Origin of the sequence: Exiguobacterium sp. s121, assembly GCF_018617245.1 — a bacterium.
Lineage (GTDB): Bacteria > Bacillota > Bacilli > Exiguobacteriales > Exiguobacteriaceae > Exiguobacterium > Exiguobacterium profundum.
On sequence record NZ_JACSJV010000001.1, the window covers coordinates 893,408 to 908,985 of the forward strand.

General features: G+C 47.3%; 15 protein-coding genes. 10 read left to right on the forward strand and 5 right to left on the reverse strand.

Translation table 11 applies throughout. The features are described from left to right. Positions 1–8: 8 nt before the first annotated feature. The 3 genes from KOG47_RS04550 to rnhC form a co-directional block, all read right to left on the reverse strand. Entirely contained in the window at positions 9–1,031 is a 1,023-nt protein-coding gene (locus tag KOG47_RS04550; RefSeq protein WP_074036553.1) for a PTS sugar transporter subunit IIC, read from the reverse strand. A 301-nt stretch (positions 1,032–1,332) separates the two neighbouring features. Further along, on the reverse strand, positions 1,333–2,145 hold the full coding sequence (locus KOG47_RS04555; protein ID WP_078147177.1) for an alpha/beta fold hydrolase: 813 nt from the start codon (positions 2,143–2,145) through the stop codon (positions 1,333–1,335). 71 nt (positions 2,146–2,216) lie between these two features. Further along, on the reverse strand, positions 2,217–3,131 hold the full coding sequence (rnhC, locus tag KOG47_RS04560; RefSeq protein ID WP_380081280.1) for a ribonuclease HIII: 915 nt from the start codon (positions 3,129–3,131) through the stop codon (positions 2,217–2,219). A 119-nt stretch (positions 3,132–3,250) separates the two neighbouring features. Between rnhC and KOG47_RS04565 the strand changes: the two genes are divergently transcribed. From KOG47_RS04565 to KOG47_RS04595, 7 genes are all read left to right on the forward strand, one after another. Further along, positions 3,251–3,649 (forward strand): hypothetical protein, encoded by a 399-nt coding sequence (locus tag KOG47_RS04565; protein ID WP_196430893.1) that lies wholly within the window; start codon positions 3,251–3,253, stop codon positions 3,647–3,649. After that, positions 3,649–4,170: an NfeD family protein gene (locus KOG47_RS04570; RefSeq protein WP_074036559.1), complete on the forward strand. Its 522-nt coding sequence runs from the start codon at positions 3,649–3,651 to the stop codon at positions 4,168–4,170. Before KOG47_RS04565 ends, KOG47_RS04570 begins: the two co-directional genes overlap by 1 nt. 3 nt (positions 4,171–4,173) lie before the next feature. After that, a complete protein-coding gene (locus KOG47_RS04575) occupies positions 4,174–5,694 on the forward strand; it encodes a flotillin lipid rafts scaffold protein FloT (RefSeq protein WP_074036561.1) in 1,521 nt (506 codons plus the stop codon). Positions 5,695–5,825: 131 nt separating this feature from the next. Next, the gene (locus KOG47_RS04580) at positions 5,826–6,797 is read left to right on the forward strand and encodes a BMP family lipoprotein (protein ID WP_159562516.1); all 972 of its coding nucleotides are present in this window, start codon (positions 5,826–5,828) and stop codon (positions 6,795–6,797) included. Beyond that, positions 6,794–8,437 carry a methyl-accepting chemotaxis protein gene (locus tag KOG47_RS04585; RefSeq protein ID WP_214683985.1) on the forward strand — a complete coding sequence of 548 codons (1,644 nt, stop codon included), beginning with the start codon at positions 6,794–6,796 and terminating at the stop codon, positions 8,435–8,437. The genes KOG47_RS04580 and KOG47_RS04585 overlap by 4 nt, the downstream gene beginning before the upstream one ends. A 223-nt stretch (positions 8,438–8,660) precedes the next feature. Further along, positions 8,661–9,245, forward strand: a complete 585-nt coding sequence (locus tag KOG47_RS04590) for a helix-hairpin-helix domain-containing protein (protein WP_260563696.1) — start codon at positions 8,661–8,663, stop codon at positions 9,243–9,245. Position 9,246: 1 nt separating this feature from the next. Next, positions 9,247–11,364 carry a DNA internalization-related competence protein ComEC/Rec2 gene (locus KOG47_RS04595; protein WP_215243816.1) on the forward strand — a complete coding sequence of 706 codons (2,118 nt, stop codon included), beginning with the start codon at positions 9,247–9,249 and terminating at the stop codon, positions 11,362–11,364. A 61-nt stretch (positions 11,365–11,425) separates the two neighbouring features. On the opposite strand, the gene KOG47_RS04600 is transcribed toward KOG47_RS04595, so the two are convergent. Continuing rightward, positions 11,426–11,590 carry a YqzM family protein gene (locus KOG47_RS04600; RefSeq protein WP_012726678.1) on the reverse strand — a complete coding sequence of 55 codons (165 nt, stop codon included), beginning with the start codon at positions 11,588–11,590 and terminating at the stop codon, positions 11,426–11,428. 90 nt (positions 11,591–11,680) lie between these two features. On the opposite strand from KOG47_RS04600, the gene holA reads away from it, so the two are divergent. Further along, positions 11,681–12,691 (forward strand): DNA polymerase III subunit delta, encoded by a 1,011-nt coding sequence (holA, locus tag KOG47_RS04605; protein WP_260563699.1) that lies wholly within the window; start codon positions 11,681–11,683, stop codon positions 12,689–12,691. Positions 12,692–12,700: 9 nt separating this feature from the next. Next, positions 12,701–13,138, forward strand: a complete 438-nt coding sequence (locus KOG47_RS04610; RefSeq protein ID WP_074036567.1) for a GNAT family N-acetyltransferase — start codon at positions 12,701–12,703, stop codon at positions 13,136–13,138. A gap of 27 nt (positions 13,139–13,165) precedes the next feature. Here the strand turns inward: KOG47_RS04610 and rpsT are convergent, their stop codons facing one another. Beyond that, positions 13,166–13,426: a 30S ribosomal protein S20 gene (rpsT, locus tag KOG47_RS04615; protein WP_012726675.1), complete on the reverse strand. Its 261-nt coding sequence runs from the start codon at positions 13,424–13,426 to the stop codon at positions 13,166–13,168. Between the two features lie 219 nt (positions 13,427–13,645). On the opposite strand from rpsT, the gene lepA reads away from it, so the two are divergent. Beyond that, entirely contained in the window at positions 13,646–15,469 is a 1,824-nt protein-coding gene (gene lepA, locus KOG47_RS04620) for a translation elongation factor 4 (protein ID WP_196430887.1), read from the forward strand. Positions 15,470–15,578: the final 109 nt, after the last annotated feature.

Consider the following 15,578-nt stretch of genomic DNA (forward strand, 5'->3'; position numbering starts at 1 on the left):
TCCTTTTATTATTGAATCTCGAGTGCGAGATCGCCGAACTTGGTCCATCCGACAAGACTCGTCACACGATAAAGAGCCCATGTAATGAGTGCAGGGAGTACGACGCCGGTCATGGTGAAGATGAGAAAGGCATCCAACCCTTGGACCGCTAAAATCTGAAGCGGTGCAATCAGGGAGTTGAGACCGAGACCTGCAATTTCATAAGGAACTTGGAGTGAGAACATCAAAGTAGCAATCGGTGCAGAAATCATCGCGGCAATAAACGGTGGAACGACGATTCGTGGGTTTTTGATAATATTCGGGAACTGCACTTTCGGTGTGACAAAGAAGGAAGCGACCAATCCACCTGGGTCGGTTTGACGATATGCCATTAAGGTAAATCCAACAAATTGAGCAGAGCAACCGATCAAGGCAGCGGCGCTAGCGACAGGGTCAAGTTGAAGCGCGATGGCGAGTGCGGCAGATGATGCAGGCGACATGAGCATGACACTGAAAACAAGTGCGATGACAAGAGATGTGGCAATCGGCGACGTTTCTACAGATGCGGTGATCCCTTGACTGATTGAGTTGATAAGAGGAGTCGTGACCGCTGCTGCAGCAACCCCAACGATTCCACCACCTAAAACGGCTGTGACCGGGACGACCATCATATCAAACTTTGTTTTGCCGAGGACACGTTTTCCGAGCCATACAGCGGCAGCCGCTGCAATCAGTGCGCTAATCGGTTGACCTGGAACGAGGACGAGTCCGCTTTCTGACGCTTTTAAAGCTGCACCGCCAATGGTTGCAGCAATCATGGCGCTAAATAGGATGAGCGTGTTGCTTCCGAGTTGAAACGCGACACCAGCGCCTAAAGCAGGTGCCAACAATGATTTGGCGACTTGTCCAATCTGTACGAGCATCGCGATTCCGCTCAAATTACCAATCGTCTCAATCAATAAACCGACACCGAGCGTGACGAGTACGGCATTTGCCATACCTGCTGAAATTTTTACCATTCGATCCATCATATACTGCTTCACTTCCATCATCTCCTCTATATCTTTATGTCAACAAAAAAACCTATCCATCAAGGATAGGCGCGGTTTCAATCTGCAGGCGCCTGTCCGATTACCACGGGAACAAGGGCCTGAAAAGTCGTTTTTTGAAAACAAAACGATTTCAGTCCCTCAGTCGAATAATAATCAGCAGGCTGTTCATATGTACGGGATTGGACATTTCGAGCATCTCCTCTTCGTTGGATTTGCTAAAGAATACCATCTATTTTTGTAATAATCAATATTTTCTGAAAATAAACACAAAAAAATTCAGGAAGCCCAGTGGCGTCCTGAATTAGCTCATTTGTAATGAGCGTGCTTGAATCTGATCGTCGATAAAATTCATCGACAATGCATTGAATTGATCGGGTTGGTCTACATTGACCACATGACCAGAGTCTGCAACGATTTCAACATTGGCTGTCGGTTGATGTTTCGCTGTCCGCTCGACAGCTTCAAGAAACATATAATCCTCATCACCCATAATATACAAAATCGGGACGTTCGTTTGAATCGAAGTGAACTGATTCAATAAAGGATTAATATTTTCCGTCATCTTGAACCAACGGATAAACTCACGTTGACATAAGTTCGCCGCATCGCGGACGAACATCATCCGAGACTTCTTGTGACGCTTCTTCGGGAGTAAAATCCATGCGAATAATTTATATAACCACATATAGGGGACGAAGTTTTGCACGAGACTACCAAGTCGGATGAGCAACGTGGAGCGCACATTAAATTTTACAATGGCTCCGCCGAGGACGACTGATGCGATTCGATCCGGATAGTGCTCAAACATCGCCTGAATCACAATCGTCCCTAAAGAAAGACCGACCATGTGCCCTTTTTCGATACCTAAGTGATCCATGACTTCAATCACGTCTTTGGCAACGACATCAAACGTATAGGCATTCAATGGTTGTTTGAGCGACTGTTCAGCATCGTATGAACCGCCATGACCGCGTAAATCGACGAGCAGGACATTATATTTTTTACGGAAGGGACGAAGTTGGCGATACCAATGCGATAAACTTCCTCCGGCCCCATGTATAAAGATGACCCAAGGATGGTCATCACTAATCGTGTAGGTTTTATAATGCAACATGAACGCTATCCTCCAAAAATTTTAAGTTCATTTAACCGTAAAACGAGTATATCATACTTGATGTCGAAGCTCTACAAACGACGTTCATTCAAGTTGATGGCTTTCTTTGTATTCGCAAAATGGACTTTAGCAATCTTTTGTAAATAATCCTGTCCATGACCTCGAATGATTTGAGCGGCGACTTGGTCGACTTTTGCTCCTGCCCCTTTCGGGAGGGTCAATCCTACTTGTTTACTTAGTTTGTCCATTTCTTTTAAGAAGAAGGCGCGAGCTAAAATGGAAGCAGCTGCGACGGCGACATGAAGACCTTCTGCCTTGGTTGAAAAGTAGACATCGTCGCGCACGATATCCCGCTCTGCCCGCAAGTGTTGATAGTATACCGACTTCTCTGCGAATTGATCGATTAGAATGGCATCGGGTTTCTGTCCGATTTTCTCAAGCAACGCTCGAAGTGCAGCATTATGGGCGATGGCGGTCATTTTACCTTGTGTCATCGTCCGTTGCATTTTGTTATATGTTGGATTATGCAGTGTTGCTTTTTGATAGGGAATCGTAGCGTGTAAATCTTTCGCAATCCGGATGATTTCAGGGTCGGATAACTGTTTTGAATCTTTCACGCCGAGTTCTTTGACGAGTGCGATTTGATCGCGTGAGACAAAAGCCGCTACGACGACGAGTGGTCCGAAGTAGTCTCCTTTTCCGACCTCGTCGCTTCCAATGACAGACCAACTTGAAAATCCTTCAGGTAAGAGGGTGTTCGGTGCGGATGCTTGTTTCTTCTCAGCAGGTAGTCCCCATTTCACTGCCTCGGTCTCAGCATCTTTTCCTTGGAACATCACTTTCCCTGATTGATAAACCGTTACGACAAATCCCGGTGTCTTGGCGCTGAATGTCGCATATGGTGGTGGCGCGACTGCATACTCATGATACATTTTCTTTAGTTTTTCTTGTGATGCGGATGATAGCTTGATGACTTGGTTGCCCAACATGAGCACTTCCTTTCTGTCTGGCAAATTCATTTTACATTTTTTTATGATTTTTTGAAACCGAAGATGAGGTTTTATCGTATATGGAGATGAGTAGAGAAAAGTGAGGTGAGGTGGACGTGTGGTGGCGCGATGACACGCAACGAGATGAGGTAGAGGAATTATACAAGCACATTCTCGAACTCGAGGCGAGAATTGCTAAATTAGTAGCTCATCAAGTGAGAGTGCGTCGGCTACTGATGCAAGATTCTTCTGAGGGCGTGACGGATCAAGTCGTTCAAGTTCAAAAAGAAGTGGAATATTTTTTAAACAGGATGCGACTCGAACGACAAGAATTTGTCGACATATACAATCGGCGACGGATTGAACGTTCCATTGGTCGAGTTCGAGAAGTGAACGACTTATCCACTTCATCACTGTCGGAGTGGGATGAAATTGAAGATCGGCTTGCATTAGAAGTCGAACAACTTCGACGCGTACTGATGATGGAACAAAAACGTCGACAGGAGGGGTGGTAATGGAGGCAATCGATCAACTTTATTGGTGGGTGTTGATCATCGCTGGTCTTGGAACCTTTATTTACATGATGTTTTCCGATGCGTTCGATATGTTTGAAGGTTGGTTCAACCCTGCAGTCATCCTATCTTTCTTAGCACTAGGGGCAGGAATTGGGCTCATCTTAAACGCATTGGCTCACGTTTCCCCGATGATTGGGCTCGCTGTCGCATTGATCGGGTCTCTTGCTCTGACGACGCTTCTCTATTTGTTTGTTCTCTTACCGCTCTCAAATGCGGAAGAGTCCATTGGTTTGACGGATGAGGCATTAGTTGGACGTGTCGGACGATTGACCGTGCCCATTCCTGAAGGCGGATACGGTGAAGTCTTGATTGAGACAGTGACGGGATCGCTTTTAAAGACGGCTCAAAGCTTAGACGGTACATCGATTTCGACAGATCGTCGGGTAGTTATCATTGAAGTAAAAGGCAATATCGCAATCGTCATGCCATATGACGAACCTACAATTCGAGAGGAGATATAACACATGAATACGGCTATTTTAGTCAGCATTATCGTCGGGGTCATCATCCTCGCACTTGTGTTTGTATTCGTACTAAAATATCGCACAGTCGGACCAGATGAGGCACTGATTGTGACAGGTAGTTATTTAGGCAAGAAAAATGTACATAGCGATACATCCGGTAACCGCGTCAAAATCATTCGTGGCGGCGGGACGTTCGTCTTCCCAGTATTCCAGCAAGCAGAACCGCTCAGCTTGCTCTCAAGCAAATTAGAGGTCACGACACCTGAAGTGTATACAGAACAGGGTGTCCCGGTCATGGCGGACGGAACAGCCATCATTAAAATCGGCGGATCGATCAGTGAAATCGCGACAGCGGCTGAGCAGTTCCTCGGAAAACCGAAGATTGAACGTGAAAATGAAGCAAAAGAAGTGTTAGAAGGCCATTTGCGCTCGATTTTAGGTTCTATGACCGTTGAAGAAATCTATAAGAACCGTGACAAGTTTTCGCAAGAAGTTCAACGAGTTGCATCACAAGACTTAGCGAAGATGGGGCTAGTCATCGTATCATTCACCATCAAAGACGTTCGAGATAAGAACGGATACTTGGAATCGCTAGGGAAACCGCGTATCGCCCAAGTGAAGCGTGATGCTGATATCGCGACAGCAGAAGCGGATAAAGAGACGCGCATCAAACAGGCGGAAGCAATGAAAGATGCGAAGAAGGCCGAGCTTGAGCGTGCGTCTGAAATCGCGGAAGCTGAGAAAGAGAACCAACTTCGGATTGCGGCTTATCGCCGTGAGCAAGATGTTGCCAAAGCGCGGGCCGACCAAGCGTATGAGCTTGAGGAAGCGCGTGCGAAACAAGAAGTCACTGAACAACAGATGCAAGTTCAAATCATCGAGCGTCAAAAGCAAATCGAGCTCGAAGAGAAAGAAATCATGCGTCGTGAGAAACAATATGATTCAGAAGTGAAGAAAAAAGCCGATGCGGATCGATACTCGATTGAACAGTCTGCCGCTGCGGATAAGGCACGTCAAATCGCAAGTGCGGATGCAGAGAAGTATCGTATTGAAGCACAGGCGAAAGCCGATGCGGAACGCGTACGTTTGGCAGGTCTTGCAGAAGCGGATTCTGAACGTGCGAAAGGTGAGGCAGAAGCTGAAATTATCCGCTTGACCGGTCTTGCCGAAGCGGAAGCGAAAGAGAAGATTGCCGAAGCCTTCGCGCAATACGGGCAGGCTGCGATTCTCGATATGGTCGTCAAGATGCTTCCTGATTATGCGAAAGAAATTGCATCGCCACTTGGAAACATCGATCAGATTACGGTCGTCGACACGGGGAGCGGTCAAAACGGCGGTGCCGGGAAAGTGACAGGTTACGCAACCGACCTCATGGCGTCGCTTCAACAAACATTAAAAGCTTCTTCGGGCATTGATATGAAAGACTTGCTCGAGAACTTTGCGGGGAAAGGGAACGTTGCAACAGCTCCTACACCGGAGCGAGAATTAGCTGATACGACGGTCGCTGCTTCAAAAGAATAAGTGTACGAAGCCATGGACGATGTCTATGGCTTTTTTTATTGCCACAACTTTTAAAAAAAATAATGTAGAATAGCCCTTTCTCGGTCGATATAAGTGTTGTCAGACCATTAGAGAGAGGGAGTATTGAATATATGAAGAAAAGTATAATGCTCAGTACAATCACGGCTTGCACCCTTTGGTTGTCCGGTTGTCAGTCAGTTATCGACAATCCAAGTGCCACTGTCGAAGAACGACAGACGATGGGAGTTGTTTTATCTGACGTTGGTCTCGGGGACCAATCGTTCAGTGACGCAGCTATGCGTGGGATGGGTGAGCTACGTGAAACGGGCGATTGGTTCGTTGATTATCGTGAACTATCCGAAACGGAGACATACAAAGTTGGTTTTGAAGAATTGGTAAAAGAGGGACATGACGTAATTGTCGGTCTCGGTTTTGCGTGTCAAGAAGACTTAGAGGCCGTAGCGGCTGAACATCCGGAACAGCAATTTGCTTTGATCGATGGCGTGTCCGAACTTCCAAACGTCTTGAATATCACGTTCGAAGAGGGAGAGGGAAGTACGCTCGCCGGCGCCGTGGCTGGTCTTGAGACAGAGTCCGATACGATTGGATTTATCGGTGGGATGGATATGGAACTCATTCAAAAATTTGAAGCAGGATTTGAACGTGGCGCTAAAGCGGTGAACGAAGATGTCGAGATGCTCGTTGATTTCTCGAATGATTTTGCTTCACCAGAGCTCGGTCGCGAACTCGCTGAGAAACAAATTAAAGCGGGAGCAGATGTTCTGTATGCTGCAGCTGGACTTACAGGAGTCGGTGTACTCGAGACGGCTGAAAAATACGGCGTCAAGGCAATCGGGGTCGATAGTGATCAATCGATGATTGCACCAGATGCGGTTGTGACGTCGATGTTGAAACAAGTTGATTTGGCGATTGTAGAAATCGCGGGTCGTGTGACCGAAAAACCATTTAATGAACACGTCATCCTTGGAATTGAAGAGGGCGGCGTCGGCTTGGCCCCACTTCGTCGCATTCAATGGGATGAGAAAGAAACATCAGAGTATGAATCGGTAGAACGTCAGTTGAAGGAGGGGACACTTAAATGAGTTTACGTAAACGTTTTATCTTCTCAACCGTCTTCACTGTCGTCTTGATCGTACTGATGATGAGTTACGTCTTGTCGACGTTGAATCGCTTGCAAACATATAACGAGCAGTATGGAAGTCAAATGATTGAATTGTCTCAACTTGAAACGTCACTCCTACAAGAACAATCCCTCTGGACGTCACTTGGTGAACAGTCGAACCAATCTACATTGACTCAATTAGAGCGCATCCGTGTGACGAACGCGGAAACATTCGATGATTTAAAACAGTCTTATTTGATTCCGGCATTTTCAAATCATTTAGACCGTGCCACGATGAAGTACGAACAGGTGAACGAAGATGTCGAGTCGGCACTTGAAGGTGGTATCGGAGCTCGGATCCAGGCAGCTAAACTGGAAGGTTTGTTAAATGATATCAATACGTTGATTGCAAAGAACGGTTCATTCTATGAAGCGCTTCAAGTAGAGGCGGCAAATGAGACGGAACGTCTCTTGTTGATCTCAGTCCTCTTGACGATTCTCGTCATCCTAGCGCTCGGAATCTACAACTTCTTCTTTGCCCGTTCGATCACTCGACCACTCGAAAAAAATGTCAAGGTGGCAGAAGCGATTGCAGCCGGACGTCTCGTCACGTTGCCTGAGTCGACGCGCAATGATGAAATCGGACGTCTTGAACGTGCCATGCGTGACATGACGGCATCTCTTCAGACGGTGATCGGGTCAATCCGAGTCACATCAATGAAAGTGAACGGGATGACCGAAACGGCCGCGGCCGAAAATGAAGCGGTCGTGAGTACGACGTCTAACATCACGAACGCGGTTGATGAGATGGCACACGGAGCACAGTCGATTGCAAATGAGTTGCAAGAAACGCTCAGCTCAGTGCATACGATGGCGACTTCATTTGAGACGAGTTTGAACCAGACGAAACAAACGACGGAAGAAACGTCAGAAATGACACGTGAAGTAGCGGCTGGGATTGAAACATTAACGGACCAGGAGCACATTTTAGATCGTTCAAGCGAACGGAATGAAGTGCTTGTCACGCGAATGGACCACTTTGCACGACAAACGGCTGAGATTGAGGCGATGGCGAAGCTTGTCGAAGACGTCGCGGCTCAGACGAATTTACTTGCCCTCAATGCGGCAATCGAGGCAGCCCGTGCGGGAGAAGCAGGACGAGGATTTGCTGTCGTAGCAAGTGAAGTGAAGAAGTTGGCGGAAGAGAGCAACAAAGCGACTCGCTCTATTTTCCACGTCGTCGAGACGATCCAGCAAGAAGTCGTCCGTTTGACGGAAACGGTGAATGAGTCAAAACGCGAGCAAGAGGCGCAATTAGAAGCGTTCGGATTGACGAAAGAAGCATTCAACCGAATCCATGAACGGACAGACCACGTCGCTTCGTTCGTACGCACGATCGAACAAGAGATGCGCACATCGAGTAACGAGGTAAACAACGTCTTGCGTCGGGTTGAAGAAGTATCTGGGGTGACGGAAGAGTTGGCCGCAGGAAACGAAGAAGTGGCAGCCTCGATGAAAGAACAGCAGGCAAGCTTCGATCAAATCTTTACATTGATGCAAGAGTTAGAAGGACAGGCAGCGGCACTCGCTGACCAGGTTCAGCATTTCGAAGAAGAATAATCGAACAGTGAACAGTAGGAACGGAGGCCACGTGATGGTCTCCGTTTTTTCCGTCATTCTATAACCTGTTCATAGAAATTGTGTCGATGAATATCGTTACATGTACGAGTGCGATATGGAACATGCAAACAAATCATTTCCTAAAGTTAAGATTGTGGGGAAGAATGAGACGTGTTTCGAAACAGCTGATTCGCCATACTGAACGTAACAGTCGAACAGGGTGGTGATTCGCTTGGAAAGATGGAAACAACTCGTCATCGGTCTCCTAGTCGTTCTTTTTTTAGGAGTGGGCTATTTGCTTTATCAAAAGGAACCGGAGCAACGAATGGTGGACGAGTTCGTCATGGAACCTGAGGAGGTCACGCCGACCACGACCCCAGAGCGTATGGAGCTCGTTGTGTATGTGACAGGTGCGGTTGAATCTCCGAACGTATATACCGTACCAGAAGGGGCGAGAGTGGGCGATGTGCTCTCTTTGGCAGTCCTGACAGATGAAGCTGACCCAGAGCAGTTAAATTTAGCACAGTTGTTAGTTGATGGAGTCAAAATCATCGTGCCGAAAAAAGGAGAAACACCGATTTCGCAAGACTCAGCGAGTCCCGAGATGGAGACGAACGGTGTTCATGTCAACAGTGCGACGAAAGAGGAACTGATGACGGTTCCAGGAATTGGTCCAGCCAAAGCCGAGGCGATTTTAAATCATCTGAAAGCGAACGGCCCATTTAAAACATATGAAGCGCTAGGTGATGTGAAGGGGTTCGGCGAAAAGACATTAGAAAGTATGAAGCCATATTTATTGGTACCTTAAGATGCCGCTGTTTCCATTGTTTGCGGTACTCATTGTAACCGGTCTGAAAGAAGGATTCTATTTGGTCTCTGTGGTCGCTATTGTCTTTTATCTGGTCACACGACGTGGGCAAGGCCTGTATGCGAAAGCCGGAGTGATTGGACTCATCTGTATCGCATCGTTCCATACGACCCCTACAGAATCGTTACCGTCAGACACGATTGCCTTCTCAATCGAAAGTCGAAAAGAGAATGGGAAATCGGTAAGACTATACGGGAACGTAGACGATCTTCAGGGCGTCTTACGAGGACGCGAATTAGAACACGGACGACCTGGAGAGACGTGCCTCGTGCAAATCGAAGTAGAGGCGTTTCAACCGTTACGAAACACCGGGGGATTTGATGAACGGGCTTGGGCACGGAGTTCAAACGTATCCTTTAAAGGGAAGGTGAAGCGAATCGACACGTGTCGTCCGACGGCAGGGTGGGACGGTCGGTTGTTGCGTTGGAAAGAACAACAACTTCAACAAATTGAGCATCGTCATCGTGCGGATGTCGCATTATATATGGAGGCATTATTGTTCGGAGAGAGTCGAATGCTAGATGAAAAGACCTCATTTTCTTATCGTGTGACGGGCCTTCTTCATCTTCTTGTGATTTCCGGTTCACATATTGCCATGTTGATCGTGGCCATGCGCATATTGATGCAGCCAATCCCTATTCGACGTGAAACGAAGACGGTACTGATGATCTTTAGTATTACGATGTTCGGATGGATGACTGGTTTTTCCCCACCTGTTGCAAGAGCTGTCGTCGTCGCAGATGCGATCCTCTTTCTCTCTCTTTTCGGTGTGACGATTCGAGACCCGATTCGGCTCTTGAGTTGGTGTGCGGCGGGCATGTTGGCCGTTCAACCGTTCCTTCTCACGAATCTGGGTTTCCAATTGACGGTCGGGATGACCTTCTTTTTGTTAGTCACGAGACAAATCTGGACAGGACTAATCGAGTTGTCCGTTTTCGCACAGCTGTTTGGGCTGATTGTACTATGGCAAGTACAACCGGTTCTATCCGTCGCGGCACCGATATGGAATCTCGTGATGGCCATCTGTATCTCGTGGATCATCATGCCACTCGCATTTGTCACATGGATGATTCCTTCAATTGCCCCGTTGTTCATGATTGTGTTGGATGAGATCAATGGAATGTTCGCCCTCCACGATGATTTACGACCTTGGCTTCCGTTGCACGATCTGGCATTGCCGTCGCAAATCGCATTGTTGCTAGGATTGTGGGGGAGCTTGACGCTGATGAATCGAAAACGATGGATCGGATGGGGGGCGGCCATCATGACATGTGGGTTGATTGCGGGATGGTCAGAATGGTCGGAATCCTCCAGGGTGACCTTTTTGGATGTCGGGCAAGGTGATGCAATCGTCGTAGAATCGGGAAGAACGATTGGTGTCATTGATGTAGGAGGCGTATTTCAAGATCCAAACGAGCAAAAGCGAAGCACATTTGACCCGGGGGAAGATGTATTGGCCCCTTATTTATGGAAGCGTGGGGAGCGTTCGCTTGATTTTGTCCTGTTGACCCATGCGGATCATGACCACATCGGCGGATTAGAAGGATTATTGAAAGTGGTGACGGTGGAAGAACTTTGGATATCAAAAGAAGTGGCGAATGCTGAAAAACGAGAAGAACTGCTACACTTAGCAGCGGCCTATGATGTATCGGTCCATTATCTCGAGGCAGACGATCGGCCGACGCCATGGATGTGGATTGTGGCACCGAATCGCCCACACGAAGATGAAAATGATCATTCGATCAGCCTGTACATGAACGTAGGTGGCATGCGGTATCTATTGACAGGAGATTTGCCGATAGAAGGAGAAGCCGAGTTACCGACGCTTGACGTCGACGTATTTAAACTAGGGCATCACGGATCCGATACGTCGTCGGGAGAAGAGCTGCTTGAGCGAATCGATCCAGAATGGGTCATTGCGAGTGTCGGTTCGAACAATCGGTATGGACATCCGCACGAGGAGACGTTACGACGGGTTGTGGGGAAACGTCTATTACGAACCGATTTGAACGGGATGATTGTCTGTGAAGAGAACATGTGTCGGGGGATCATCGAGTAGCACGGCATAAAATGTGATACACTAAAAAACGATTGCTCCCCCGGGGCAATCGTTTGAACACTTATAGACTTAAGAACTTGATGATGACACCGATGAAGAAAATCGTGAAGAAAAAGCCAAATGGGACGATGAAGCCGATCGCAGAGTCGATGGCGTCATTACGTTTGCATTGAACGTCATTTTCAAACGGGTTTTCACTCGGTGGGCGTACTGAGTTGATTTGCATATTAGGTCCCTCCTTATCATACTTCCTTTATAAGTATAGCGAATCATGGGAAGATAATCTATGTTTAGATGAGAATAAATTGTGAAAGTGGTGTGTGTTTTGAATGAACCGTGGTTACATAATGGAAAACTGGCGAGCGTCTATGTTCTCCATGGCACCGAAAAATATTTGTTAGAGACGTGGGAACGTGAAATCGTGAAAGCGGCCAATCCATCCGGTGATCAATTTGATGTCATGCAACTAGATCTTCAAGAGACGTCACTCGATACGGCGCTTGATGAAGCGGAGACGGTCCCTTTCTTTAGTGAGTATCGCACGGTTATCGTGAAAAATGCCCAGTTCTTAACGGGTGCGAAAGAGAAGCAAAAGCACAATGTTGACCGTCTGGCGGAATATGTCGTACAACCGGCGACCTATTCGGTTCTTGTCTTGATTGTCGAGTCAGAAAAACTCGATGAGCGGAAGAAAATCGTGAAGCGTCTGAAAGAGCGTGCCATCGTCCTCGAAGCGAAAAAGCCGAGCCAAAATGAACTGATGCGATACGTGAACGATGCATTGAGTCGTGAACAACAAAAGATGGAGCGCTCTACGATGGAGCGTCTTTTATTCCTATGTCAGGATGATTGGGGAAAGTTGGTTCGCGAACTAGAGAAGCTACAGTTGTACGCGGGAACGGGTGCGACGATTCCGATTGAGATTGTGAATGATTTAGTTCCACGTACATTAGAAGATAACGTCTTTCAACTCTCGGAGCTTCTCGTCAAACGACAAGCTGATGCAGCGCTTCGATTGGTTCGGGATTTAGAAAAACAAGGGCAAGAACTGATTGGACTACTCGGGTTGCTTGCTCGGCAATATCGGAACATGTACCTGTCGAAACAGTTGACAGAGGCAGGCTATGGAGAGAAGCAAATCGCATCGAAAATCGGGGCCCACCCGTATACAATCAAATTGGCGACACAAGCGAGTCGCGGCTTTTCAGAGGCTCAGCTCGCACGTGCGTTGACATTGATTGCAGACGCGGACGAGACCATGAAAACAGGACGAGGTGACAAACAGATCGTTTTCGATACGCTCGTTTGTCAACTGGCCTTATTGTGAGGTGAGGGAATGGGATTCAAACAAGTGACGCTTCAAGACGTGATTCCACTCCGTCATGTTGTGCTCAGACCAGGAAAAGACGTTGAGACGTGTTATTTTGAAGGGGATGAGGCGCCGACGACGCGACACTTCGCTTGGGTTGAAGGCGATCAAGTGCTGTCGGTCGCTACAGTCATGCTGTCCCCGAAACAAATCGAGGGTGTGAAGATTCCGCTCCAACTCCGTGGCATGGCGACGGATCCTCATGTTTCGGGACAAGGAATCGGCTCTCGATTTTTACAGGCACTCCATGATGAGCTGGGATGTTCATGGTGGTGTAATGCGAGAGAAGTGGCTGTCCGTTTCTATGAACGAAATGGACTTACACGAATCGGGGAGCCGTTCGACATCCCTGGGATTGGCCCACACTACGTCATGGTATACAAAAAAACAGCCGGCTCCGAATAGGAGGCGGCTGTTTCGTGTGATCTCTAATTAGAGAGCAGCGATACGAGCTGCGAGGCGTGATTTATCACGACCTGCTTTGTTTTTGTGGATAAGACCTTTTGATGCAGCCTTGTCGAGCTTCTTCGTAGCGAGGACGAAAGCTTCTTGAGCAGCTTCTTTGTTTCCTTCGAGTACGAGAGCATCAACACGTTTTACTGCTGTACGCATTGCCGCTTTCTCTTGTGAGTTCGCAACACGACGTTTTTCAGAAGTTTTTGCACGTTTGATTGCTGATTTGATGTTTGCCATTGTTTGTCACCTCCTGAAACAAGAAAGTGTATGTTCTTATTACTTCAAGTAATCATTCAACAGAACAAGCACAATTGTAGCAAACGGTTATATGAAAAGCAACCACTTGATGATTATTCTGAAAACTATCTGTGGTATTGTTGTAGTAGGTCGTACACATTACTTTAGGATTTTGATATAATGACACGGTATGCATGAGAAGGATAGGTGAACCCATATATGAACAAACAAGAATTAGAGAATCGTCAGAAGAAGATTCGCAACTTTTCCATCATCGCGCACATCGATCATGGAAAGTCGACGCTCGCTGACCGGATTCTTGAGAAGACTGGTGCACTCACGGCTCGTGAGATGAAAGAGCAGACGCTTGACGCGATGGACTTGGAGCGCGAGCGTGGAATTACAATCAAATTGAACGCCGTCAAATTGAACTATACGGCGAAAGACGGAGAAGAGTATATTCTTCACTTGATCGACACGCCAGGACACGTCGACTTCACATATGAAGTGTCACGTTCGCTTGCGGCATGTGAAGGTGCGATTCTCGTCGTCGATGCAGCGCAAGGAATTGAAGCGCAAACCCTTGCGAACGTTTATTTAGCACTCGATAACGACCTTGAAATCATTCCGGTCATCAATAAAATCGACTTGCCGTCAGCGGATGTCGAGCGGGTCCGTCAAGAGATTGAAGACGTCATCGGACTCGATGCGAGTGATGCGGTCCCGACTTCTGCAAAAGCCGGAATCGGGATTGAAGAGATTCTCGAACAAATCGTGGAACTTGTCCCTCCGCCGACAGGTGACCCGTCTGAACCATTGCAAGCACTGATTTTTGACTCATACTATGACGCTTACCGCGGTGTCGTCGCATCGATTCGTATCGTGAACGGTTCAGTCAAAGTAGGAGACAAAGTTCAAATGATGGCGACTGGCAAGACGTTCGAAGTGACGGACCTCGGTGTGTCGACGCCAAAACCGATCTCTGTTAAAGAATTGAACGTAGGAGACGTTGGTACGCTTTCTGCATCCATTAAAACAGTAGGAGATGTTCGCGTCGGGGATACGATCACACTTGCTAAAAACCCGGCAACGAGTCAGCTACCTGGTTATCGCAAGATGAACCCGATGGTTTACTGTGGTTTGTATCCGATTGATGCGGCTAAGTACAATGATCTTCGTGAGGCACTTGAAAAGCTCCAGCTCTCAGATGCCGCACTCGAGTTTGAACCAGAGACGTCGCAAGCGCTCGGTTTTGGTTTCCGTTGTGGATTCCTCGGCATGCTTCATATGGAAATCATTCAAGAGCGAATTGAACGTGAGTTTAACATCGACTTGATTACGACGGCACCATCGGTAATTTATCACGTGACGACGACTTCAGGCGAAGTAATTCACGTCGATAACCCATCGAAGATGCCAGAGCAACAAAAAGTCGATTCGATTGAAGAGCCATACGTCAAGGCGGCTGTCATGACACCAAACGACTACGTAGGTGCAATCATGGAACTTTGCCAGAAGAAACGCGGAACGTTCATCGATATGCAATACATCGATACGACTCGCGTCAAAATCACGTACGAGATTCCGCTCAGTGAAATCGTCTATGATTTCTTCGATCAGTTGAAATCGAGCACGAAAGGCTACGCGTCTCTCGATTATGAGTTGATCGGCTACCGTCAATCGCGTCTCGTGAAGATGGATATCTTGCTCAATAACGAAATCGTCGATGCCCTCAGCTTCATCGTTCACCGTGACTTCGCGTACGAACGTGGGAAGGTCATTGTTGAGAAGCTTAAAGCTCTCATTCCACGGATGCAGTTCGAAGTTCCAGTCCAAGCGGCCGTTGGAACTAAAATCGTCGCACGTTCTACGATTAAAGCACTTCGTAAAAACGTTTTGGCTAAATGTTATGGGGGAGATATCTCACGTAAACGGAAACTCCTCGAGAAACAAAAAGAAGGTAAGAAGCGCATGAAGATGGTCGGGTCCGTCGAAGTCCCGCAAGAAGCGTTTATGTCTGTTCTCTCTATGGACGAAGAATAATGAGTTTGAGTCGCCCTGATTTTCGAATCAGGGCGATTTTGTATTTCAGGCAGGAAATGCCCTTTCATATAAGGAAGAGTAAACCCTTAGACAGACTATAGAGGAGGAA

Bases quoted from the DNA above. Each gene is read 5' to 3' on its own strand.
- KOG47_RS04580 (WP_159562516.1), top strand. From the start codon at position 5,826: ATGAAGAAAAGTATAATGCTCAGTACAATCACGGCTTGCACCCTTTGG.
- rpsT (WP_012726675.1), bottom strand. From the start codon at position 13,426: ATGGCAAACATCAAATCAGCAATCAAACGTGCAAAAACTTCTGAAAAA.
- lepA (WP_196430887.1), top strand. From the start codon at position 13,646: ATGAACAAACAAGAATTAGAGAATCGTCAGAAGAAGATTCGCAACTTT.
- KOG47_RS04570 (WP_074036559.1), top strand. From the start codon at position 3,649: ATGGAGGCAATCGATCAACTTTATTGGTGGGTGTTGATCATCGCTGGT.
- KOG47_RS04555 (WP_078147177.1), bottom strand. From the start codon at position 2,145: ATGTTGCATTATAAAACCTACACGATTAGTGATGACCATCCTTGGGTC.
- KOG47_RS04585 (WP_214683985.1), top strand. From the start codon at position 6,794: ATGAGTTTACGTAAACGTTTTATCTTCTCAACCGTCTTCACTGTCGTC.
- KOG47_RS04595 (WP_215243816.1), top strand. From the start codon at position 9,247: ATGCCGCTGTTTCCATTGTTTGCGGTACTCATTGTAACCGGTCTGAAA.
- KOG47_RS04550 (WP_074036553.1), bottom strand. From the start codon at position 1,031: ATGATGGAAGTGAAGCAGTATATGATGGATCGAATGGTAAAAATTTCA.
- KOG47_RS04600 (WP_012726678.1), bottom strand. From the start codon at position 11,590: ATGCAAATCAACTCAGTACGCCCACCGAGTGAAAACCCGTTTGAAAAT.
- KOG47_RS04575 (WP_074036561.1), top strand. From the start codon at position 4,174: ATGAATACGGCTATTTTAGTCAGCATTATCGTCGGGGTCATCATCCTC.
- KOG47_RS04610 (WP_074036567.1), top strand. From the start codon at position 12,701: ATGGGATTCAAACAAGTGACGCTTCAAGACGTGATTCCACTCCGTCAT.